This window comes from Rhizobium sp. FG113 (assembly GCF_057809895.1).
In genome coordinates this window covers 79,677-101,823 of record NZ_JBMDKV010000007.1, presented here as the reverse complement: position 1 = coordinate 101,823, position 22,147 = coordinate 79,677, and the positions used below count along the sequence as shown (strand labels likewise).

The following is a 22,147-nucleotide window of genomic DNA, read 5'->3' as shown; positions in this document are numbered from 1 at the left end:
ATAAGTTCAAGACAACCAAGAGGTCAGTTGCGGCCGAACTCATCGACGATACGGATGATGTCGTCTTCGCCGAGATAGGAGCCGGTCTGGACTTCGATCAGTTCGAGCAGGATCTTGCCCGGGTTGGCCAGACGGTGGACTTCGCCCAGCGGAATGTAGACCGATTCGTTTTCGCGCAGCATCTGCACGTTCTCGCCGATCGTCACTTCCGCCGTGCCCTTGACGACGATCCAGTGCTCGGAGCGATGGTGGTGCTTCTGCAGCGAGAGCTTCTTGCCTGGGGTGACGAAGATGCGCTTCACCTGGAAGCGGTCGCCGTTGAAGATCGAGGTGTAGCCGCCCCAGGGACGGTAGGAGGTCGGGTGCGTCTCGGTGAGTTTCGATGTCGCCGGCTTCGAGGCCAGCATCTTGACGATGGCGCCGACGTCTTGGCTGTCCTTGAGGTGGCCGACATAGACGGCATCCTCGCTGGCGATGACAGCGACGTCGTCCATGCCATTGACCGCCAGATGCACGCCGTGGGTCATGACCAGCGAGTTGCGGGTGTTGACGACGGTGGTGTTTTCGGCGGCGACATTGCCCTTTTCGTCAGGATTGCCGCTCTTCCAGATCGCATCCCAGCTGCCGAGATCCGACCACGTGAAGGGCGAGGGAACGACGGCTGCGTTCTTGGTCTTTTCCATGACGGCGTAGTCGATCGAGATATCGGGGCTTTCTGCGAAAGCCGCCTTGTCGAGACGGATGAAGTCCAGATCCTTGACACCTTGAGCGACCGCTTCACCAGCGGCCTTGAGGACATCGGGGGCGAAGGTGGTCATTTCGCTGAGCAGCTTGGCGACAGGGAACATGAACATGCCGGAGTTCCAGTAGAAGCCGCCCGATGCCAGCATCTCCTCGGCTTTCGCGAGCGGCGGCTTCTCGATAAAGCGCTTGACGGAAAGTGCGCCGCTCGGCAGCGCCTCGCCGCCTTCGATATAGCCGTAGCCGGTTGCAGGTTCCATCGGCTTGATGCCGAAGGTGACGAGCTTGCCTGCGGATGCGGCGGCAATCGCGGCGCGCACCGCGTCGAAATAGACGTCATCGGCGTCGATCTCATGGTCGGAGGCGAGCACATGCATGATCGCGCTCTCGCCGAAGCGGTCACGCACCAGCGCGCCGGCGGCGGCAACGGCAGCGGCCGTGTTGCGTGCCATCGGCTCCAGAAGGATGCTCGACAGCGTCAGATCGAGTTCACGAGCCTGCTCGGCGACGAGGAAGCGGAACTCTTCGTTGGTGATGACGATTGCCGGTTCATAGAGCGTCTTGTCGGAAACGCGCAGCAATGTGTCCTGGAAAAGGGTGGTATCGCCGATGAAGCGGATGAACTGCTTGGGGGCGGCAGCGCGCGACAGCGGCCACAGGCGCGTGCCCTTGCCGCCTGCCATGATTACCGGAACGATCTTCTGCGTCATCTGCATTGGTCCTCGAAATGGTCTTTAATCGTTGATCAGTTTGCGCTCGCCCAGGCGCGGATGCGCTTGAGGCCGGCGGCAAGAAGGTCGGTGGCCGCAGCTTCCGTCTCCGCTTCCACGTAGCAGCGCATCTCTGGCGCATTGCCTGAGGGGCGGAAGTGGATGATGCGCTTGTCGGCAAGCGTCACGCGCAGGCCGTCGATATCGCTGGTGCTCTCGACTTGGCCGATCGGCTGCAGGAAGTCGGAAAGATTGGACGGGCTTGCACGCAAGTAGGCCATCAGTTTGGCGCTGGTCTCGACCGGGAAATTCTCCAGCCGGTCGGCGGCGGCGAAGGGGAGCGCGTAGCCCGATGCGATAACCGACAGGGGGCGCTTGTTCGCGGCCGCCTGCGCCAGGGTCGCCAGAACAGGCAGGAAGCAATCGCGGGTCGGCAAGGCCAGCAGCGTCGTGCCGTTGACCTCGAAATCGCTCGCCACCAGCGTACCGCCATTGGCCTCGAAGCCGACGACGCCGATCTTGCCCGCGACAAGCGCCTCCTGCATCCCTGATATCACGAAGGGCGATCCGACGCGGGTGCGGATGACGCTGAACGACCCTGATGCTTCGATGCCTGAATTGGAGGTGACGGGTGTCACCACGGCATCGGCGCCGAGGAAGTTAGCGGCGATCAGGCCGAGCAGGTCGCCGCGCAGCGGCGTGCCGGTTTCATCAGTGACCAGCGGCCGGTCGCCATCGCCATCGGCAGACACGATGGCGTCGAGGCCATGGTCGGTTGCCGCCTGTTTCAGCAGCGCGACGGTCTCTTCCGAGACGGCTTCGGTGTCGACTGGGATGAAGTGTTCGGAGCGGGCGAAAGCCTTGACCTCGGCGCCGAAGTGCTTGAGCAGGTCGACCATGAGATCGCGGGCGACGGTGCTGTGCTGGTAGACGCCGACTTTCAGGCCGGCAAGCGCATTGGCGAGCAGCAGGCTGGCGTTGCGTTTCGTAAACAGGTCGAGGCACTCGGCCGACCGATCCTCGGCCCGAACGTCGCTCAGCGGCCATTCGAAGCCGGTGCGGTCGAGATCGGCGGCGGCGGCCGTGATGGCGGCTTCGTCGGCCTTGTCGATCTCGCCGTTCGGCCGATAGAATTTGATGCCGTTGCGGTCGGCGGGGATATGGGAGCCGGTGATCATCAGCGAGGCGGCGCCGAGATGCAGGCCGTAGAGCGCCAGCGCCGGCGTCGGGACCGTGCCGCAATCGATCATCGCAAAGCCGAGTTTGCCGAGCGCCTTGATGCAGTCGGCTGATATCTCAGGGCTGGAATCACGAAAATCGCGACCGACGAGAATGGGATCACCCGCCTTTCCTCGGCCGCTTTCCAGGAGATAGCGGCCGAATGCCGTCGCATAGAGCGCCGATGCCCGGCCCTTCAGATCCTCGGAAAGGCCTCGAAGCCCGCTTGTCCCAAATTTCATTCTGAATAAGCCCTCGGCAACGCTTGAATTCGACCGTGTTTTAAAAGCAGACTACCCAAAGTTCGTAAACTTTGATGGCCGGCGACCGGTAAAATGTCCGCCAAATCCCTTTTCGACGCAAGTTTACAGCTCGTTTTGGCGAGCCGGTGGAGGCAATTGCATGAATGAACAGACCATCGCACTCGAAGACAGCTGGAAGAGCGCCTTGTCCACAGAGTTCGAACAGCCCTACATGCAAAGGCTGAAAAGCTTCCTTATCGAGCGAAAGCAGATGGGGAAACGGATTTTTCCTAAGGGATCGGAATATTTCAGGGCTCTTGATCTGACACCGCTCGACGATGTGAAGGTCGTGATCCTGGGACAGGATCCCTATCATGGCGCGGGCCAGGCGCATGGGCTGTGCTTCAGCGTGCAGCCCGGTATCAGAATTCCGCCGTCGCTGGTCAATATCTACAAGGAGTTGCAGGCCGATCTCGGCATTACGCCGGCGCGCCACGGCTTTCTTGAGCATTGGGCGCGGCAGGGCGTTCTGCTCTTGAACAGCGTGCTGACGGTCGAGGAGGCGCAGGCCGCGTCGCATCAAGGCAAGGGGTGGGAGACCTTCACCGATGCCGTCATTCGCAAGGTCAACGACGAATGCGATGCGGTGGTCTTCATACTCTGGGGTGCCTATGCGCAGCGCAAGGCGGCGTTCGTCGATACATCCAGGCATCTCGTTCTCAAATCGCCGCATCCATCGCCGCTTTCGGCGCATAACGGCTTTTTCGGCTGCCATCATTTCTCCAAGGCGAATGCCTTTCTCAAGGAGCATGGCCGTTCGCAGATTGACTGGCAGCTTCCCGAGAATCCTGCCGATGAATAGCTTGCGATGAACGACATGTGTCCGTCGTTCACTAAAAGTAGACAATGCGTTCCGGTGAGTGGGACTATTCCAACGAGCTGATAAGGATCATCTATGACCCATCGAACAGCCCGCCAGCCGGGCCAGAAAGGGGTCTCAAATGCTCGACCAGATCAAGGGTCTTCACCACGTTACGTCGATGGCTGCGAACGCCCAGACGAACAATCAATTCTTCACCAACGCGCTCGGCCTGCGCCGCGTCAAGAAGACCGTCAACTTCGACGCGCCCGACGTCTATCACCTCTATTACGGCGACGAGAACGGCGCGCCGGGCACGATCATGACCTACTTCCCGTTCCCGAAGATGGCGCAGGGTCGTCCGGGCACCGGCGAAGTGGGAACGACGGTCTATTCCATTCCGCAGGGTTCGATCGGCTTCTGGAGCGATCGCCTCGCCAAGCTGAATGTGGCCGGTCTCAAGACCGAGGAAACGTTCGGTGAGAAGCGGCTGAATTTTGCAGGCCCCGACGGTGACGGCTTTGCGCTGGTCGAGGTCAAGGACGATGCCCGTCTGCCCTGGACGCACGGCGGCGTTGATCAGGATCATGCGATCCGCGGCTTCCACTCGGTTGCCATGCGGCTGCGCGACGACGGCGTGACATCGGAACTCTTGAAGTTCATGGGCTATCAGGTCCAGGACGAGCGCGATGGCGTCAAGCGCCTGACCATCCCCGGCGGCAACGGCGCGCATCTGATCGATCTCGAGACGATGCCGAACATCTCGCGGGCGCTTCCGGGTGCCGGTTCGGTGCATCACGTTGCCTTCGCCGTCGAAAACCGCGCGAAGCAACTGGAGGTCCGCAAGGCCCTGATGGATACCGGATACCAGGTGACGCCGGTTATCGACCGCGATTACTTCTGGGCGATCTATTTCCGCACGCCGGGCGGCGTGCTGTTTGAAATCGCCACCAACGAACCGGGCTTCGACCGGGACGAGGATACGGCGCATCTCGGCGAAGCGCTGAAGCTGCCGACGCAGCACGAGCATCTGCGCTCGCTGCTGGAACAGCATCTCGAACCGCTGGAAGCATAAGCTAAGGATATCGATATGACCGATCATGGATATGTGCACCGGCTGCATGCCGGTGCCGCGGGCAAGCCTATTCTCTTCACCCTGCATGGGACGGGCGGAGACGAGAACCAGTTCTTCGACTTCGCGCGGCAGCTTCTGCCCGAGGCAACCATTGTCTCGCCGCGTGGGGATGTGTCGGAATACGGCGCCGCGCGCTTCTTCAAGCGCACCGGCGAGGGTGTTTACGACATGGCCGATCTGGCGCGGGCGACCGACAAGCTGGCTGGTTACGTCAGCGCGCTCGCAAGGGAGCACCAGGCGTCAGCCATCCTCGGACTGGGTTTTTCGAACGGTGCCAACATTCTCGCCAACGTGCTGATCGAGAAGGGTCTTTTCGATGCGTCGGCACTCATGCATCCGCTCATTCCCTTCCAGCCGAAGGCGAATGCCGGTCTGGCCGGACGCAAGGTGCTGATCACCGCCGGCGAGCGCGATCCGATCAGCCCCGTGCCGGTTACCAAGGCGCTGGCTGATTACTATGAGCGCCAGAAGGCTGCCGTGACGACCGTATGGCATCCGGGCGGACACGAGATCCGGCCGAACGAGGTCGATGCGATCAAGGCGCTCTTCGAGCCATACAGATAGGACAGATCATCGGGCAGGCCGTTTGCGGCCTGCCCGATGGCTTCCGACGCGCTACCACTTTGATCTAGGGTCATGCCTTCAATCTTCTGTGGTAATTTTTCACCATTGATACTGGAGCGGGTATAAGATCTCATTTTCCGAGGATATGCATTCGTATGAGCGATATTGCCGACCTCAGGATGATCTTGGGCCTTTTCCGTCGCCAGATATGGGTGGTCTTGGCCACCGCGGCAGCCATTCTCGCTTTGACCGCCATCGTCCTGACGGTGTTGACGCCGCGATATACGGCGCAGGCGCTTGTCGTGGTCGATACCAGCGCCAAGAACCTGTTGGCGCCGGATAGTGCTGCAATCGCCAATGCTTCCGACAATGCGCGCGTCGAAGGAGAGGTACGGATCGCGCAGTCCGATGCCGTTCTTCTCGATGTCGTGCGCGAGGGCAAGTTGGCCGATGACCCGGAATTCGCGCCGCGATCCGGCTATCTTACGGGCATCTTTGCTCGCCTCAGTAGCGCGTCGTCCGGTACCACGGATGCCGTCGAGCGCGAGACGCTGGCCGCGTTAAAGGAGGCGGTCCGTGTTCGTCGCGAGGGGCTGACCTATCTCATCACCATTGGTGTCACGTCCGAGGATGCCGCGAAGGCCGCGCTTCTCGCCAATCGCGTGGCGTCGGTTTACATCAGGCATCAGATCGACGCCAAGGTGGCGAGCACGATCGCGGCACGCAACAGCCTGCAGGCACGGGTGAGTGCCGCCAAGGACAGCCTTGCGAGCCACGAAGGGCGGCTGGATGCCTTCCTTGCCGCCAATGCCGGCATGCGCGATGCGTTCAGCAACGGCAATATGGGTTTGCGCGTCGCAGATGCGCAGCTCAATCGGGCCGCCGCGTCACCGACAAGCACGCCGCAGCTGCCCACACCGTCCGAGACGTTGACGCAGTTCTACAGCCTGCAGCAATCGGCTGAGATTGCGCGGGCGCAATATCAGAACCTCCTCACGCGACTGCAGGATTTCGAGGCGCAGGCCAGCCTGCAACTGGCCGACAGCCGGGTGATTTCGGAGGCCTTGCCGCCGATCGAGCCGTCCTATCCGAGGGTTGCTGCTGTCCTTGCCGTCATGAGCCTCGTCGCGCTTGGGTTCGGTATCGGGGCGGGTTTGCTGCGGGAGTTCTTCGTTGGCGGATTTACTGGGGAGGATCAGGTCGAGGCGGTGCTGAGCATCCAGCTGGCGTCGGTCGTGCCGCATGAGGAGGGTGGCGAGCTGGAGCGGCCGCATGGGCGCGGGCTCTCGGATCGGATCATGACGGCGCCGCTCTCGGTCTTTTCAGAATCGATCCGGCGTATCAGGGTTTCGGTCGAGCAGGCGCTTCTCAACCGACATCCTGTGCTGGAGGATGCCCGTGAGGAGGGCATCGTCATCATGGTGTCCTCCAGCCTTCCGGGGGAGGGCAAATCGACGCTCGCGACGGCGCTGGCGCGCACCTACGCGCTTGCGGGAAAGCGCACGCTGCTCATCGACTGCGATCTCAGGAAGCCCAGCATTCACCGCCACGTCGACCGCGAGCCGACACCCGCTTTCGTCAATCTGCTGCGCGGCGAGGCCGATCCCGGGCTCGCCAGTATGGTGGCCGTCGATCACGCCACGAACCTCTCCGTTATCCTGGGTGCGCGGCCGGCGGAGTTTGCGACCGACGAGTTGCTGATGAGCGCGCGGGTGCGGGCGCTTCTCTCTCGGGCGCGGCTGCATTTCGACTACGTCGTCATCGACACGCCGCCGGTCGAGGCGGCGGTGGATGCGCTCTATCTGGCGAGACTCTGCGATGTCGCGCTCTTCGTGGTTCGCTGGGCGCGGACGCCGCAGAACGTCGCGCGCAAGGCGGTGGCGGCGCTGAAGGGGAATGTCGGTGGCGGCACGCCCGTGATCGCGGTGCTGAACGGGCAGGACCAGCGCGACTGGTTCAGCTTCAAGGCCAAGCCTCTGTGGCGCACGGCCTATGCGGGGTAGTCTCAGCAGTGCCCGTTGACCCGATGGTCTACCTCTTTAGGCGCAATCCAGGCGTTTATCGACGTGGTCTTCTTGACACGATGATTGTGTTACTAAAGGTTTAATCTATTCATAAATGCAACCTTATTCGCGTCATGGCTGCGCCCCGGCTTTTCTCGGTGGCGCTTGATTGCAGGCATTTGAAATAGCGATTTCACTCATTCGTTGAAGAGCGACGCATGGTCCGTGCAAGGCGCATTCTCGTCCATGATTATTCCGGTCATCCGTTTCAGGTTCAGCTTGCGCGTTCGCTGGCGCGGCGCGGATACGAGGTTCTGCACGTCTATTCCGCAAGCTTCCAGACGCCGAAGGGTGATCTCGCCGCGCGGCCGGACGATCCGCCCGGGTTTCGTATCGTCGGTCTTTCGCTGTCCGAGCCATTTCAGAAATCGAGCTTCCTGAAGCGGCGTGCGCAGGAGATCGAGTTCGGACGGCTGGTGGCCAGTGAGATCAGGCGGTTCCGGCCTGACATCGTGCTCTCCGCCAATGCACCGCTCGACACGCAGGCCGTCATTCACAAGGCTGCGCGCGCCTGCGGAGCGCGGTTCGTGTTCTGGCTGCAGGATATCTACAGCGAGGCCATCGGCCGCTTCCTGCCCGCTGCGTTTCCGCTGATCGGGAATGCGGTGGCGCGACGGTATCAGCGGCTGGAGTTCTGCCTGCTAAGGGCGAGCGATCATGTCGTTGCGATTACCGACGACTTCGTTCGTTATCTCCTAGTGAACGGCATCACGCCCGATCGGATATCCGTCATCGAGAACTGGGCGCCGCTCGAGGATATGTGCTTAGCCCAACGGGCAGCGTCCGAGAGCGAAAGCGGCAATGGCCCGATCCGGGCAGTCTATGCCGGCACGCTCGGCTACAAGCACAATCCCGATCTGCTGCTGCAGGCGGCGAAAGTGCTGCCTGTTGCGATCGACGTTCATTCCGAGGGCGCGATTGCCGAAAACCTGGCGCGCAAGGCGGCGGCGGAAGGTGTCAGCAATCTGCGCGTAAAGCCTTGGGTGCCGTTTGCCGAACTGCCCGATGTGCTCGGCTCAGCCGATATTCTGGTCGCGATGATCGAAGAGGGCGCTGGGGCCTTCTGCGTGCCATCAAAGGTGCTGACCTATTTTGGATGCGGGCGGCCAGTGTTGGCCTCCGTGCCACGCAACAATCTGGCGCGGCGGCTCATCGAGCGCGCCGATGCCGGTCTTGTGTCGGATCCTGGTGATGCGGCGGCGTTCGTCGACAATCTTCGTGGGCTTGCTGACGATGCTGGGCTGCGTCGCCGGCTCGGCTCTAACGGCCTTGCCTATGCCCGCGCCAATTTCGCGATCGAGCCGATCACAGATCGCTTCGAGGCGATTTTCGCCGGCCTTTATCAGACGGAGAAACAGGCAATCTAGCGCTGGGGGGCGTTGCATGCTGGAGAAGACTGCACTTGTCTGCGGCGCCGGAGGGTTTATCGGCAGCCACCTCGTTGCCCGCCTGAAGCGCGACGGCTTCTGGGTTCGCGGCGTCGATCTCAAATTTCCTGATTATGAGGAAAGCGTGGCCGACGAGTTCATCGTCGGAGATATGAGGCAGATCGACGTCTGCGAACGGGTGATTGATCGCGGTTTCCACGAGGTCTACCAGCTGGCGGCCGATATGGGCGGGGCCGGCTATATTTTTACCGGACAACACGATGCCGACATCATCCACAACTCGGCGACGATCAATCTCAACGTCGCCGATCTATGCCGCCGACGCGGGGTTGGCCGCGTGTTCTTCTCGTCCTCGGCCTGCGTCTATCCCGCCGTCAACCAGTCGGATCCCGACAACCCGAACTGCGTGGAATCCTCCGCCTATCCCGCGGCGCCGGATAGCGAATATGGCTGGGAGAAGCTGATCTCGGAGCGGCTATATCAGTCCTATGCCCGCAACTACGGCATGACCTGCCGCATCGCCCGCTACCACAACATCTTCGGCCCATCGGGAACCTGGGACGGCGGTAGGGAAAAAGCGCCGGCGGCGATCTGCCGGAAGGTGGCGCAGGCCGATCATGGCGGCGAGATCGAAATATGGGGCGATGGCCTGCAGACCCGATCTTTCCTCTACATCGACGAATGCATCGAGGGCACGCTCCGGCTGATGCGCTCGGATTTTGCCGGGCCGGTCAATATCGGCTCGGATGAGATGGTGAGCATCAACCGCTTGGTCGATATGGTGTGCGAGATCGCCGGCAAGCGGCTGCACAAACGGCATGTCGCTGGGCCGATGGGTGTTCGCGGCCGCAGATCGGACAATCGGCTGATTGCCGAAACGCTCCACTGGCGGCCGACCCAGCGCCTGATGGATGGCCTGGAAAAGACCTATGCGTGGATCGAGAGCCAGCTTCTGCGGAGCGCTGCGTGAGAAGCGGCTTTCCCCGATGCGAGAGGCTCTCCGCCATGGGCGGGAGGCCGCGCGGCTTGACCAACGCGGCGTTGTTGATCCTGAGCTTCGTGGTTGGGCAGGGATCGATCTTCCTGGCGCAGACATGGCTGATCCATCGCGGATCGCTCGATCTCTTGGCGGCGTTCGCGACGCATTTCTCTTTTGCGATCCTGGCTTTGATCACCGTCGACTTCGGCGTGCCCGTGGTGGTCGCAAGGCGGATTTCGCTCGCGGGGGACGGCGAGATGCGGGACGTGGCGCGGCACTGTTACTGGCAGGCGTCGGCTGTTCGGCTCGGCGTTGCGCTCGTGCTGTCGGTGGCGGCGCTCATCTATGCATGGCTTGGCGGAGACGGATTTTCGCGGGCCTATATTCCGGCCGCCATCCCGGCGCTGTTGATCTCGGCGTTCAATGCGGCCGGAATCTTCGATGGGCTGGGGCTCAGCGGCATCAGCGGGTTGACCGGAATGCTCGCCTATATCTCGTCCGCCATTGCGCTGGTCGCGGCCGGCGCTCAATCTGGCGATGCGGGCATGATCCTCGGGGTGGCGCTGTCGCTTGGCTACGCCGTCGCGGTCGTCGCGCAACTGGTCGTGCTTTGGCGGTTGGGTTGCCCGATGCGGGTGGTTTCGGTCAGCGTCGCTGATTGCGGCGCGATTGCCCGCGAGGGCTTGAGCGTGCTCCTTGCGATCCTGCCCGGGCAGCTGTCGTTTCGGTTTCAGATCGTGGTCTGCGCTGCGGTTCTGGGGCAAGCGGGTGTCGGGCTTTTCGTCTACGGCAGGCAGATCGCGGCTGCTGCTTCGCAGGTGCTGGAGTTCGTGCGGCGAGCGCATTTTCCCGATATGGTCCGCGCTCTTCGGCAGAGTGGCACACTAAGAGCGGGCTTTGAGGCGCAGCAGCTGGCGACGCTGCTTGCGATCGCGTTGACGCTTGGATTGATGCTGGCTGGCGGCGGTTGCTTCTTGCTGTTGAGCGGCGCCTTTGCGCAATCGGGTCTGGTGGTGGCGCTTTTTTCTGTCGGGGTGCTGACCGGCGCGCTGTCGCAGACGCTGGCGCAGACAGCCCAAGGGCTAGGCCGCTTTCGCGTCGTGGCCCTTGCCGCCGTGCTGGCCATGTTGATCGGCTTTGCAGCGAGCGCCGGTCTCGGGGCGTTGCTTGGGCTTGTCGGGCTGGCGGTGGCGGAGGTGGTGACGCATGTGGTCGGGGCGCTGGTGATCTGGGCCTCGGTGTTCCGGCGAGTGGACGGGCGCAGGATCCTGCGGGTCAGCGCATGATCAGGCTCTGGACAGTCGCTGCGCTCTATCTCGCCAATCTGCCTTTCGCCGATAGCCTCTTCGTCGTTCTCTTGACACTGCCGATGTTCCTCATGGTTCTGGTCGGGCTGTATCGCATTCGGTCGCGCCGGTTCCAGATCGGCGATGTCTTCTGGTTCTGTCTCTTTGTCTATTTCGTGATCTCACCGCTGCAGCGCATGCATGGGGACCGGATCGGCGGCGCGACGGCGATCACGGCCTATGCCTATGAGCCGCACGAGTTCATTTCAGCCATGCTGATAGTTGTGCTCTTCTGCCTGCCGTTTCTGTTTGTCTCGATGGAGCGAGATGAGCCAGCCGCCGAAGCGGGTGGTTCGACATTGCCTATGCCGGTTCTGCTGGCCTTGAACGGACTCGCCTTCGCATCGTTTGTCATGTCCGAAGGCGGCATGGAGCGGCTGTTGTCGTCGCGGCTGGAGCAGGATCCCGCGCAGGCCTTCATCGGAAGCCTGTTCTTTCTCGGCCTGCAGTCGGTAACGGCTTGCCTTGTCGCGGTGCGGTTTCATGTGTCCCGATCGCGACTGATTTCCCTCGTGCCGCTGCTTCTCGTCATTGTCTTGCTGGCGGTCGCGCGAAATCCGTTCAATGCGCCGCGCTTCATGCTGTTGGCGGTCTGGGGGCCGGTCTTGTTGGCGCTTTGCGGTGGCCGGGTTCCGGCTGCGTGGTTTTACGTCGTCGGACTGTTGGCGCTGACGGTCCTGTTTCCGGTGTTGAACATAACCACGCGGCTTGGACTGGATGGCCTCGGCGATCTCTCCGAGATATCCGTCTTCGGCAATTTCTTTGATCTTCCCTCGGTCGATGTCTTCGACATGGCGGTTCATGCGGTGCGTTTCATGTCGGCGCATGATCAGATGTGGGGCGAGAAGCTCACCGCCATCCTGTTATTCTTCGTGCCGCGCGCGGTCTGGCCCGGGAAGCCTGTCGTGGGTGGGCTCGATGTCGGCAACGAGCTGTTTGCGGCGGGCATGTACGGGACGCCGAACCTGTCCTTCTTTGTCGGCTGCGATCTCTACATGGATTTCGGCTTTGCCGGCGTCGCGCTGGGCGGGGGCGTTGCGGCCATGCTGCTGCGGTCGGTGCTGATGGCGAAATGGGGCGTATTTGGTGGCGTCAGCGTGTTGCGTATCGTTATCGCCTCCTCGCTGCCGATCCTGCTGCGCGGCCCCGTCGGCGCCGTGCTGCCGTTGTTCGTTTGCCAGATCTTAGTCCTACTGGCGCTCTCCCGGCCGGTCCGGGATCAAGCTTATCCGGCGCTGCTCTATCAAGAGCGGTTGAGACGATGAGCGGTAACGCGCAGGAGAATTTCGGCATACTCGACGCCTCGAAGTCCGGATCGCGTGAGGGCGGGCCGAGTTTTGGCGTCAGGCATCGCGCGCTGCGTGTCGCTTGGGGGATTACCTGGGCGCTGCTTGCGGCTTGGACGCCCGCGCCGTTGCATCGGTGGCGGGCGTTTCTGTTGCGGCTGTTTGGGGCGCGATTGTGCCGCAATGCACGGGTGCATGGATCGGCGCGGATCTGGTATCCGCCACATCTCATGATGGAGGAGAACACGCTGATCGGTCGCGGGGCGATCGTCTACTGCATTGCGCCTGTTCGCATCGGGCGCGGCGCGGTGGTCTCGCAGGGGGCGCATCTGTGCACCGGGTCGCATGATATCGATGATGCGTCTTTCCAGCTCATTGCTCGAACGATCACCGTTGGCGCGAACGCTTGGGTTGCCGCCGAAGCCTTTGTCGGCCCCGGAGTTTTGATCGGGGAGGGGGCAGTGCTTGGCGCGCGGGGCGTTGCCTTCAGCGATCTTGCCGCATGGGCCGTTTATGTGGGCAATCCGGCGCGGCCGATCCGTGCTCGGGTTACCAGCCCATAGCTGCGCGCGCGTCACCAGCCCATAGCCGTGGTTGCCGACACCCAGGCTGCGGCGGCTATTGCATAGCCCTGGTCGTTCAGATGCAGGGCGTCGGCGCGAAGCGACCTCGGGATGATGCCTGCGGTGATGTCCTGTTGGTCCCCGATGGTTTGATTGGCGGCGGCGGCAAGTGCGGCATGGAGGTCGACGAAGCGTGTCGCGTAGAGGGTGGCCAGATTGGCGTTCAGGGTGGCGATCGTTTGGCGGGTTGCGGGGGTGTCGGCGGACGACGGCAGGATCGAACCGATCAGATAGCGGCCGCCGGGGACATGGGATGCCATGGCCGCGATGTCGGAGAGAACGGTCTCGGGCGTGACCGCATTGTTGCGGCCGGCCCATAGCCATTGGATCTGGCCGGTGGTTGCATCGCTGGGGTTGAAGGGCGTGGCGTATGCGACAGGCATGGCGCCGCCCGCATGGCTGCGCGTGAACAGGTGGCGCGTGCCGCCATTGGTCGTCAGCGTACCCTCCACCCCGGCAAGCGTGCCGTGTAGGCCGATGGCGCCATCGGCGCCGTGCAGCGCCTCGATCGATCGATAGAGGACCTCCACTTGCGGGGTCTCGTCGCCCCATTCGATGACGATATTGTCGAGCGACCAGCTGACAAGGCTGCCGCTGCTGAGGAAGGCGATTGCCCCGCAGGATGGGTTTGCGTTGGCGAGATTGCCGGCGGTGAAGACCAGTTCGTAATGGCCGCTCGCCGAGATCGGCCGTGTCGGATCGCCGCCTGATGTCGTCGTCGCCCAGCCGCCGCCCGGTGCGGCGAGCCCGCCGACATGGATCTGGCCGCTGCCGTCGATGATCTCGATGTCGAAGGCGAGGTGGATGGTCTTACCGCCTGTGATGATCTGGCCGCCGGGGATTTCGGCGATGGCGAGTTCGCAGCCGCGCAGCACGCCGGCGTCGTCGTTTTCGACGATCAGCCTGCCGTCGCGCGTGGCGACCGGCGCCGCGTGGCCGTCCTGGATGCGCGGCAGCCAGCCGTCGCTATCCTGATCGAAACGATAGAGCCGCGAGAACTCCGGGTGATAGGCGGGGATTTCGCCATCGCCGGGTGTCAGCTGCAGCGCTGTCGCGGTCGCGCCTTGTTCGAACTGGCCGGGGAATATGCGCAGCGTGATGTCAATGGCACTTCCCGGGATGATGTCGAGCAGATGCGTGGAGCGGATGAAGCTGTGGGTGTTGGTCGCCGTCGCCGATACGTGGCTTCGCGTGCCATCAAGGGCGAAAGCCGGCGCGGCGATTTCGGCGAGGTAGCCGCCGAGTTCGTTGGCGTCGATCAGCGGCAGGCGCATGCCCGCTATGCCTGAGGTGGAGCCGGCGATCATCTGGATTTCGCTTGAGATCGTCCAGGGGCTGCCCGGTTCCGCCGCGTGGTTGGCCGTGATGGCGCCGTAGATCTGCCGGCCGATGTCGGTGAAGCCGGCGGTTGCCGTCCCATGGATCCTGATGTCGCCATAGGGCAGGCCGTTTTCGTCGGTGCCCTTGTTGATGCATTCATGCGTGAGGCCGTTGACGATGCCGGTCTCGAACCGGTCCATCCAGTCGCGCGTATGCGGATAGAGGTTCCTGATATTGCCGCCGGCCACGGCAAGCTTGAGCGGCACGCCGCCCTGTCTGGCCGCGATCTCGGTCGAGGTCTGGCCGCCGATGCCGCGATTGATAATCGTTCTCGGCGGATCGAAGAGGCTGGCGGCGATATCAGGAAAACCATGGTCGCGGGACGATGCGCCGGCGCCCTCGGTGAGGCTGTCGCCGAATGCGATGATGGCGCGAGGGCTGGAGTGTCGCTGAGCGGGGGATAGGGCAGTCGAAAGGCCGATACCGAGAAGCATTGCGGGTCTCCTGTAAGAACTGGGAAAAATATCCTAATTCAGTGCCGGGAGACGGGGATGACCTGTCAGTGCAAGTTCTTTTCCGTTCAGACCTCGCAAAGCCTAGTGAGCTTCATGGTCTCTTAAGTAATTATCTTGAGATTACAGTTTCCTTGTTCCATGATGATTCCGGCCGGAAGGTTTTCTGTGTCCGACGTCATGTCGATCGATGCAGATCGCTTCCGTAGAGAACATGTTTCCTGGTCATCGATCGCGTATTGCGGCCGCTAGACTTGATTTCATCACATTGCGCCGCCTGTGTGCGCTCGCCGTGGGCCTGATTGGGAAGATTGCATGAATTCGGAGTTTGCCGTTCGCCCCATGCGGCCCGGTGAGTTGGAGCTAGTGCTCGAATGGGCGCGGCAGGAGGGGTGGAATCCAGGTCTCGACGATTCGCTTCCCTTTCATGACGCGGATCCATCGGGGTTTTTCGTCGGCGCGGTCGGCGAAGTCCCGGTTGGCTCGATCTCCGTCGTCAAGTATGGCGACGATCTGGCCTTTCTCGGGCTCTACATGGTTCACCCGGAATTTCGCGGCAAGGGTTACGGCAGGGCGATCTGGGATGCCGGCATCGCGTCTGCGAATGGCCGCAGCATCGGGCTCGACGGCGTCGTCGCCCAGCAGGAGAATTACCGCAAGGCCGGCTTCGATGAAGCCTACAAAACGGTTCGTTATGGCGGCGTGATCGGCTCTTTGCCGTCGTCGTCGCTGACAGCAACGCCTGTGACCGACAAGCTGGACGGGCTGGTGCGCTATGATGCCAGCGTGTTTTCGGCGCAGCGCCCGGCCTTCGTGACCTCATGGTGCACCAACCGCAAGCACCGGCGCACGGCCGTCGTTCGCAAGAGCGGCAAGATCCGTGGCTATGGCACGATCCGCCGCTGTTATGACGGATACAAGATCGGGCCGTTGTTTGCCGCCGATGCGGATAGCGCCGCGGCACTGCTCTCCACGCTCGGGCAGGAGGCGAAGGGCGCGCGGGTGTTCATCGATATCCCCTCCGACAATCGCGACGCCGTGGCGCTTGCCGTCGGCATGGGGCTGGAGCCGGTGTTCGAGACATCTCGCATGTATCGCGGTGCTGTTCCCACCGTCCCGCTGAAGAATGTCTTCGGTGTCACCACGCTGGAGCTGGGCTAGCGCGCGTCCGACGTCGCTGGGGTCACTCGATTGGGGCGGCCCTTTTCGGCGATGGCTATGCCGCCGAGCGTCAAGACCAGTGCCACGATGTGGAACGTTTGCAGCGCTTCGCCGAGCAGAGCGACTGAAAACAGCGTGCCGAAGACCGGGACGAGATTGATGAAGAGTGCCGCGCGGTTGGCGCCGATCCATTCCACGCCCTTGATGTAGAGCACCTGGGCCATCAGCGAGGCGAAGATCGCCGTGTAGATGGTGATGAGCCATCCGGTTCCATCGGGGAACTCAGCCGCGCCCTTCGATGCCTCCCAGGCCAGAAGCGGCAGTGCGCTGATGGTGGCGCCGAGTGCGGGTACGGCCATCAGCGTGCGCCAGTCGAGCGGCGGCTTCCATCGCAGGAAGATGGTGTAGACGGCGTAGGCGGCGACCGCGACCAGCATCAGGCCGTCGCCGGTGTTGAGGCCGAGCTCCAGAAGCGTGGTCAGGCTGCCATGGGCGGCCGTCAACGCTACGCCGAGCAAGGTCATCACGAAGCCCAGGATTTGCGCGAGCGACACGCCGGTGCGGAAGAACAGGAAGTTGAGCAGGAATATCAGCATCGGGATGCCTGCCTGCTCGATTGCGACATTGATGGCGGTCGTATATTTTACCGCGGAATAAAGCATGGCATTGAAGAGCGTGTAGCCGACGATGCCGTAGAAGAAGAGCAGAGGGAGGTTTTTGCGCACGACCGGCCAATCGCGTTTCAGCTGCGGCACGGATATGGCGGCAATGATCGCGGTTGCGACGAACCAGCGCAGCGATGTCAGCATCATCGGGCTGACGTGACCGAGCGCCAGTTTTCCGGCAACGGTATTGCCACCCCAGCACATCGCGGCAACGACAAGGCATATATAGGCGGCAAACTGCACGGCCGATTCTCTCCCGGTCGGCTGCGCGGGCGCAGAACTTCCTCCGACTACGGCGGCAAATAGCCTGCCAATAGCTGATTTGTCACGTAAAAAGCCAATTCAGACGGCAATACAGGGTCGCTTTCCCAAAAACAAAGCCTTATAGATGCGCGGGTTTGAGCAGGGAGCGGTTAAATCCGCCTTTAACAGGAAGACGTGAATGACGAACGTAGTTGTGGTCGGTTCGCAATGGGGTGACGAAGGCAAGGGCAAGATTGTCGACTGGCTTTCGGAACGTGCCGATGTGATCGTGCGCTATCAGGGCGGACACAATGCGGGCCATACGCTGGTCATCGATGGTGTCAGCTACAAGCTGGCGCTGCTGCCGTCGGGCCTCGTGCGCGGCAAGCTCAGCGTCATCGGCAACGGCGTCGTCGTCGATCCGCATCATTTCGTCGCCGAAGTCGAGAAGCTGCGTGCCCAGGGCGTCAACGTATCGCCCGAGATTCTGCGCATCGCCGACAACGCGCCGCTGATCCTGTCCCTGCACCGCGATCTCGATGGCTTCCGTGAAGACGCGGCATCCAACAGCGGCACCAAGATCGGCACCACCCGCCGCGGCATCGGCCCTGCCTATGAAGACAAGGTCGGTCGCCGCGCGATCCGCGCCATCGACCTCGCCGACAAGGAAGCGCTGCCGGCCAAGATCGATCGTCTTCTGACGCACCACAACGCGCTGCGCCGCGGCCTCGGCCTGCCGGAAATCTCGGTGGAATCGCTGGAGAAGGAACTGAACGACGTCGCAGACCAGGTTCTGCCCTATGTCGACCAGGTCTGGCGTATCCTCGACGACCAGCGCAAGGCCGGCGCCCGCATCCTGTTTGAAGGTGCGCAGGGCGCACTGCTCGACAACGACCACGGCACCTATCCGTTCGTCACCTCGTCGAACACGGTTGCCGGTCAGGCTGCCGCAGGCTCCGGTCTCGGCCCGACGGCGATCGGTTATGTTCTCGGCATCACCAAGGCCTACACGACCCGCGTCGGCGAAGGTCCGTTCCCGTGCGAGCTGAACGATGAAGTCGGCAAGCATCTTTCGACCGTCGGCCGCGAAGTCGGCGTCAATACCGGCCGTCCGCGTCGCTGCGGCTGGTTCGATTCCGTTCTGGTTCGCCAGACGGTGAAGACATCCGGCATCACGGGCATCGCGCTCACCAAGCTCGACGTTCTCGATGGTCTCGACGAACTGAAGATCTGCGTCGCCTACAAGCTCGACGGCAAGGAGATCGATTATCTTCCGGCGAGCCAGGCTGCCCAGGCGCGCGTCGAGCCCGTCTACATCACGCTCGAGGGCTGGAAGGAATCGACCGTCGGCGCGCGCAGCTGGGCCGATCTTCCTGCCCAGGCGATCAAGTATGTCCGCCAGGTTGAAGAGCTGATCGGCGCCCCCGTCGCTCTTCTGTCTACAAGTCCTGAGCGTGATGACACCATACTTGTGACCGATCCTTTTGAGGATTAAGGTTTTATATGATTATTTGTGTGGTTCGCGCGGCGAACCACACTCTTAGAGAAAGTACGTATGGCGGATTTTATCGCAGTTATCCGGCGGGCGGTTGACGGCCTGACCGACAACACTCCCGATATGCGGGTGAAGGTTTACGAGCGTGCTCGCGGTGCCGTACAGCGGCAGCTCGAGAACATGAAGCCGCGTCCGCCCGAGGCCATGCTGCAGCGCCAGCTGGAAAAGCTCGAAGCCGCCATTCGTGAGGTCGAAGCCGAGCATGCCGATGCGCTGCCGGCAGAGGATCAGGTCGCCGTCGCCGAGCCGGTGACGGAAGCGCCTGCGGAGCCCGAAGTCGCGCCCGAGCCCGAGGTTGCCGCAGCACCTGAGCCGGTCGCCGAACAGGCCGAAGAGGCACCGGCGGCCGAACCGGCTTACGAGCATCCCGCCTACGAGCCGCCCGCGCACGAAGAACCCGTTTACGAGGAACCGGCTTATGAAGCGCCCGTCGAGCCCGAGGCTCCGGTTGCTGACGAGCCAGTCGCGCATGAGGAGCCGGTCTACGAAGAGCCGGCGCCGGTGCATGCCGCCGACGTTCACGAAGAGCCTGAAGTTCAGCCCGAGCCTGAAGTCTATCACGAGCCCGCGCATTCGCATGACGAGCCTGTGTTCGAGGAAGCGCCGCATGTGTCCGCCGCTGAGCCGGAGACGGTCGAGCCGTGGCAGCTGCCGGTCGAGGACCAGTATGACGCCGCGCGCGAGACGCATGGCCATGATTTCGCTGCCGCGCCCGACGTTGAGCCCTATGCTGAGCCTGTCATCGACGACGCGCCGCGCGCGCAGCCGGTTGCCCGCGATTTCGACCTGAGCAACCGTCTCGTCGAGCCGGTTCCGGTTTTCGAGCCGCCGCATCAGTTCGTCGAGCAGACGCAGGACGATCCCATTCATGCCGACGCCGCCGGTCATTTCGATCCGGTTTGGAACGAGCCGGCGGAAGAAGTGCCGGAACCGTCCACGAAGACGGTTGAACCGACGGATTGGGCGCTCGAAGAGCTGCGCCAGTTCTCCGAGACTTCGCATGCAGCACCTGCCGCCAATGATGCTGCGCGCGCCTTTGACGAGGTGGTGTCGAGCATCGACTACGCGTCGGCACCCGTGCCGGCTGCACCGGCCAAGATGCCGGCTGCCAATGAGAGCTTCTCCTGGGAAGCGGCCGCGTTCGACGACCTGCCGCCGATCGACAACGACAAGAAGACACCGGCTGCCACATCCTACGAGGATGTCGATCTTTTCTCCGAAATTCATGGCGGACCGACGCCGAAGAACGAGCCTCTGGCCGGCGACGACTGGCAGGAAGCAACAAGGCTTCGTGGCTACGACAATCGCGGCGTCGTTGCCGAGGATGACGATGGCCTGTCGGTTGGCAACAGCGACGACGACATCGCCTCGAAGTTCCAGGGCAAGAATTTCCGTATGGAGCCGAAGCGCCGTCGTTTCGGCATCGGTTCCATCATCGCGCTTCTGATCGCATTGGGCGTTGTCGGCGGCGGCGGTTATGCCGCCTATACGCACCAGGCCGCGCTGACCGAAATGGTCAAGGGCCTAGTCAGCGCAGCTCCATCGCAGACCGCGCAGACGCCTCCGCCTGTCGCAGGCACGACAGCGCCCGCCGACCAGACGAGCGATGCCAAACCGGCTGCTGCAACGCCTGATGCCGCGCAGAACGGCGCCGCCCCCGCCGACGGTTCGGCCGCCGGCAACAAGTTCACGCAGCGGCTGATGGCCGATGGCACCGAGGTCGACAGCGGCCCGGCCGCGGCACCGAGCACGCAGGTCGCCGAAGGCAAGTCCGTCGCCGAGCAGAACGTCGCGTCCGCGGACCCGGTCGCACCGGCCGCCGCAGGCACGACACCGCCTGCCGCCGCTTCCGGCACGGCCGCACCGGATGCCGCAGCCTCCGCGACGCCGCCCGCTGCCGGCCAGACCGCGCCTGCCGGTTCAAGCGAGAAGATGTTCCTCTATGAGGAGCGCATCGGCCAGAGCTCGCCGACGGCGATCCAGGGTTCAATCGTCTGGAGCCTGCACCATGAGGCCGGCGCCGATGGTAAGCAGGAAGCTTCCGTCCAGGGCACGCTGACAGTGCCCGAGCGGAACCTCACGGCGCAGATCAACTTCAAGCGCAATTCCGATCCTTCGCTCCCGGCCAGCCACATCGTCGAGATGGTGTTCTCCCTGCCGGCGAATTTCGAAGGTGGCGCAATCGACAGCGTTCAGCGCATTTCGATGAAGCGGACCGAGCAGGATCGTGGTGATGCGCTCGTCGCGGTGCCGGCGAAGATCACCGATGACTTCCACATGATCGCGCTCAACGATTACCCGGATGCCCGCAAGGCCAATCTCGACCTTCTGTCGACGCGCGACTGGATCGATATCCCGATCACCTACCGCAACGGCCGCCGCGCGCTTCTGACCATGCAGAAAGGCCAGACTGGCATCGAAGCCTTCAACGCCGCCATCCGCGAATGGAACGCAGCCGGCGACGTCTCGACCAGCCAGTAAGGCTGGTCGTCCAGACTGAACAGATACAGGAAAGGGCAGGTCGCAAGACTTGCCCTTTTTGACGAGATCGGCCCACTTCGTTGCCGGGCCTTCTGGATTTGGAGTTTGGACAAGATGACCGCTGCAAGCCGCCCGGATCTGAGCGATATCAACCTCGACGACTGGGTGGAGCGCAGGCTTCCCAGGGCATGGCGACCCTATACGCGTCTGGCGCGGCTGGATCGTCCCGTCGGGATATGGCTCACGCTTTTCCCCTGCTGGGCGGCACTCATTCAGGCATCGCACGGCTTCCCCGATATTCGGGAGCTGCTGATATTCTCGCTCGGCGCCTTGCTGATGAGAAGCGCCGGGTCCACCGTCAATGATATCGCCGATCGCAAGTTTGACGGCCATGTCGAGCGGACGCGCTTCCGGCCCCTGGCGAATGGCCAGATTGGCATCCTGCAGGCACTGAGCTTTCTGGCCGTTCAGCTTGCGCTGGCGGCCTCGCTACTGTTCTTCCTTTCGCCCTACACACGGCTGGTCGCGATCTGTGTCGTTCCGCTCGTCTTCATCTATCCGCTCTGCAAGCGCTTCACGCACTGGCCACAGGCCGTTCTTGGCGCGGCGTTCAACTGGGGCATGCTGATGGCCTGGGCCGAGGTCGCCGGACACATCCCGCTTGGGGCCATCCTGATGTGGGGCGGGGCGATCGCATGGCAGATCGGCTACGACACGGTCTACGCCTATGTCGACGTCAAGGATGATACCCGGCTTGGGCTGAAATCGACGGCGATCCTGTTTGGCCGGCATGGCAAGGCGATCATTGGCGTCTTCTACGGCCTGGCCGTTGGCGCATGGGCGCTCGGCGGCTGGCTGCTCGGGATGTCGCTGCCCTATATGCTCGGAATTCTGGTGATTGCCGCCCATCTTGCGTGGCAGACCCGGCGGATCGACCTTGTTCGCCCGGAGGTGAATTATCGGCTGTTCCTGGCAAATATCCTGACGGGCTTGCTGCTGGCGGGCGCGGCAGTGCTGGGAACCCTGTAAACGAAAAGGGCGGGTCGTGAGACCCGC

General features: G+C 62.7%; 17 protein-coding genes. 13 read left to right on the top strand and 4 right to left on the bottom strand.

The features are described 5' to 3' along the window. Positions 1-23: 23 nt before the first annotated feature. Complete coding sequence (locus ACODTZ_RS18215; protein ID WP_489027081.1) at positions 24-1,451, bottom strand: mannose-1-phosphate guanylyltransferase/mannose-6-phosphate isomerase; 1,428 nt, start codon at positions 1,449-1,451, stop codon at positions 24-26. 35 nt (positions 1,452-1,486) lie between these two features. Then, entirely contained in the window at positions 1,487-2,911 is a 1,425-nt protein-coding gene (locus ACODTZ_RS18210) for a phosphomannomutase (RefSeq protein WP_489027080.1), read from the bottom strand. 160 nt (positions 2,912-3,071) lie between these two features. On the opposite strand from ACODTZ_RS18210, the gene ung reads away from it, so the two are divergent. The 9 genes from ung to ACODTZ_RS18165 all read left to right on the top strand — a co-directional run bounded on the left by ung (position 3,072) and on the right by ACODTZ_RS18165 (position 13,094). After that, positions 3,072-3,773 carry a uracil-DNA glycosylase gene (gene ung, locus ACODTZ_RS18205; protein WP_489027079.1) on the top strand — a complete coding sequence of 234 codons (702 nt, stop codon included), beginning with the start codon at positions 3,072-3,074 and terminating at the stop codon, positions 3,771-3,773. 139 nt (positions 3,774-3,912) lie between these two features. Then, positions 3,913-4,845: a VOC family protein gene (locus tag ACODTZ_RS18200; RefSeq protein WP_489027078.1), complete on the top strand. Its 933-nt coding sequence runs from the start codon at positions 3,913-3,915 to the stop codon at positions 4,843-4,845. A 15-nt stretch (positions 4,846-4,860) separates the two neighbouring features. Next, positions 4,861-5,469 carry an alpha/beta hydrolase gene (locus ACODTZ_RS18195; protein WP_489027077.1) on the top strand — a complete coding sequence of 203 codons (609 nt, stop codon included), beginning with the start codon at positions 4,861-4,863 and terminating at the stop codon, positions 5,467-5,469. 155 nt (positions 5,470-5,624) lie between these two features. Next, complete coding sequence (locus tag ACODTZ_RS18190) at positions 5,625-7,472, top strand: polysaccharide biosynthesis tyrosine autokinase (protein ID WP_489027076.1); 1,848 nt, start codon at positions 5,625-5,627, stop codon at positions 7,470-7,472. A 218-nt stretch (positions 7,473-7,690) separates the two neighbouring features. After that, the gene (locus tag ACODTZ_RS18185) at positions 7,691-8,899 is read left to right on the top strand and encodes a glycosyltransferase family 4 protein (protein ID WP_489027075.1); all 1,209 of its coding nucleotides are present in this window, start codon (positions 7,691-7,693) and stop codon (positions 8,897-8,899) included. 16 nt (positions 8,900-8,915) lie between these two features. Continuing rightward, positions 8,916-9,890, top strand: a complete 975-nt coding sequence (locus ACODTZ_RS18180; RefSeq protein WP_489027074.1) for an NAD-dependent epimerase/dehydratase family protein — start codon at positions 8,916-8,918, stop codon at positions 9,888-9,890. Between the two features lie 56 nt (positions 9,891-9,946). Continuing rightward, the gene (locus ACODTZ_RS18175) at positions 9,947-11,185 is read left to right on the top strand and encodes a polysaccharide biosynthesis protein (protein ID WP_489027073.1); all 1,239 of its coding nucleotides are present in this window, start codon (positions 9,947-9,949) and stop codon (positions 11,183-11,185) included. Continuing rightward, positions 11,182-12,510: a hypothetical protein gene (locus ACODTZ_RS18170; RefSeq protein WP_489027072.1), complete on the top strand. Its 1,329-nt coding sequence runs from the start codon at positions 11,182-11,184 to the stop codon at positions 12,508-12,510. The genes ACODTZ_RS18175 and ACODTZ_RS18170 overlap by 4 nt, the downstream gene beginning before the upstream one ends. Further along, a complete protein-coding gene (locus ACODTZ_RS18165; RefSeq protein WP_489027071.1) occupies positions 12,507-13,094 on the top strand; it encodes an LbetaH domain-containing protein in 588 nt (195 codons plus the stop codon). The genes ACODTZ_RS18170 and ACODTZ_RS18165 overlap by 4 nt, the downstream gene beginning before the upstream one ends. Before the next feature lie 11 nt (positions 13,095-13,105). Here the strand turns inward: ACODTZ_RS18165 and ACODTZ_RS18160 are convergent, their stop codons facing one another. Beyond that, on the bottom strand, positions 13,106-14,968 hold the full coding sequence (locus tag ACODTZ_RS18160; protein ID WP_489027070.1) for an SGNH/GDSL hydrolase family protein: 1,863 nt from the start codon (positions 14,966-14,968) through the stop codon (positions 13,106-13,108). A gap of 333 nt (positions 14,969-15,301) precedes the next feature. On the opposite strand from ACODTZ_RS18160, the gene ACODTZ_RS18155 reads away from it, so the two are divergent. After that, positions 15,302-16,147: a GNAT family N-acetyltransferase gene (locus ACODTZ_RS18155; protein WP_489027069.1), complete on the top strand. Its 846-nt coding sequence runs from the start codon at positions 15,302-15,304 to the stop codon at positions 16,145-16,147. On the opposite strand, the gene ACODTZ_RS18150 is transcribed toward ACODTZ_RS18155, so the two are convergent. Then, positions 16,144-17,055: a DMT family transporter gene (locus ACODTZ_RS18150; protein ID WP_489027068.1), complete on the bottom strand. Its 912-nt coding sequence runs from the start codon at positions 17,053-17,055 to the stop codon at positions 16,144-16,146. The genes ACODTZ_RS18155 and ACODTZ_RS18150 overlap by 4 nt on opposite strands. Positions 17,056-17,254: 199 nt before the next feature. On the opposite strand from ACODTZ_RS18150, the gene ACODTZ_RS18145 reads away from it, so the two are divergent. The 3 genes from ACODTZ_RS18145 (at position 17,255) to ubiA (ending at position 22,120) form a co-directional block, all read left to right on the top strand. Further along, positions 17,255-18,550 (top strand): adenylosuccinate synthase, encoded by a 1,296-nt coding sequence (locus ACODTZ_RS18145; protein WP_047514597.1) that lies wholly within the window; start codon positions 17,255-17,257, stop codon positions 18,548-18,550. 60 nt (positions 18,551-18,610) lie between these two features. Continuing rightward, on the top strand, positions 18,611-21,091 hold the full coding sequence (locus tag ACODTZ_RS18140) for a hypothetical protein (RefSeq protein WP_209234773.1): 2,481 nt from the start codon (positions 18,611-18,613) through the stop codon (positions 21,089-21,091). A 114-nt stretch (positions 21,092-21,205) separates the two neighbouring features. Then, positions 21,206-22,120, top strand: a complete 915-nt coding sequence (gene ubiA, locus ACODTZ_RS18135) for a 4-hydroxybenzoate octaprenyltransferase (protein ID WP_209234772.1) — start codon at positions 21,206-21,208, stop codon at positions 22,118-22,120. Positions 22,121-22,147 lie beyond the last annotated feature (27 nt).

Bases quoted from the DNA above. Each gene is read 5' to 3' on its own strand.
- ACODTZ_RS18215 (WP_489027081.1), bottom strand. From the start codon at position 1,451: ATGACGCAGAAGATCGTTCCGGTAATCATGGCAGGCGGCAAGGGCACG.
- ACODTZ_RS18210 (WP_489027080.1), bottom strand. From the start codon at position 2,911: ATGAAATTTGGGACAAGCGGGCTTCGAGGCCTTTCCGAGGATCTGAAG.
- ung (WP_489027079.1), top strand. From the start codon at position 3,072: ATGAATGAACAGACCATCGCACTCGAAGACAGCTGGAAGAGCGCCTTG.
- ACODTZ_RS18200 (WP_489027078.1), top strand. From the start codon at position 3,913: ATGCTCGACCAGATCAAGGGTCTTCACCACGTTACGTCGATGGCTGCG.
- ACODTZ_RS18195 (WP_489027077.1), top strand. From the start codon at position 4,861: ATGACCGATCATGGATATGTGCACCGGCTGCATGCCGGTGCCGCGGGC.
- ACODTZ_RS18190 (WP_489027076.1), top strand. From the start codon at position 5,625: ATGAGCGATATTGCCGACCTCAGGATGATCTTGGGCCTTTTCCGTCGC.
- ACODTZ_RS18185 (WP_489027075.1), top strand. From the start codon at position 7,691: ATGGTCCGTGCAAGGCGCATTCTCGTCCATGATTATTCCGGTCATCCG.
- ACODTZ_RS18180 (WP_489027074.1), top strand. From the start codon at position 8,916: ATGCTGGAGAAGACTGCACTTGTCTGCGGCGCCGGAGGGTTTATCGGC.
- ACODTZ_RS18170 (WP_489027072.1), top strand. From the start codon at position 11,182: ATGATCAGGCTCTGGACAGTCGCTGCGCTCTATCTCGCCAATCTGCCT.
- ACODTZ_RS18165 (WP_489027071.1), top strand. From the start codon at position 12,507: ATGAGCGGTAACGCGCAGGAGAATTTCGGCATACTCGACGCCTCGAAG.
- ACODTZ_RS18160 (WP_489027070.1), bottom strand. From the start codon at position 14,968: ATGCTTCTCGGTATCGGCCTTTCGACTGCCCTATCCCCCGCTCAGCGA.
- ACODTZ_RS18155 (WP_489027069.1), top strand. From the start codon at position 15,302: ATGAATTCGGAGTTTGCCGTTCGCCCCATGCGGCCCGGTGAGTTGGAG.
- ACODTZ_RS18145 (WP_047514597.1), top strand. From the start codon at position 17,255: ATGACGAACGTAGTTGTGGTCGGTTCGCAATGGGGTGACGAAGGCAAG.
- ACODTZ_RS18140 (WP_209234773.1), top strand. From the start codon at position 18,611: ATGGCGGATTTTATCGCAGTTATCCGGCGGGCGGTTGACGGCCTGACC.
- ubiA (WP_209234772.1), top strand. From the start codon at position 21,206: ATGACCGCTGCAAGCCGCCCGGATCTGAGCGATATCAACCTCGACGAC.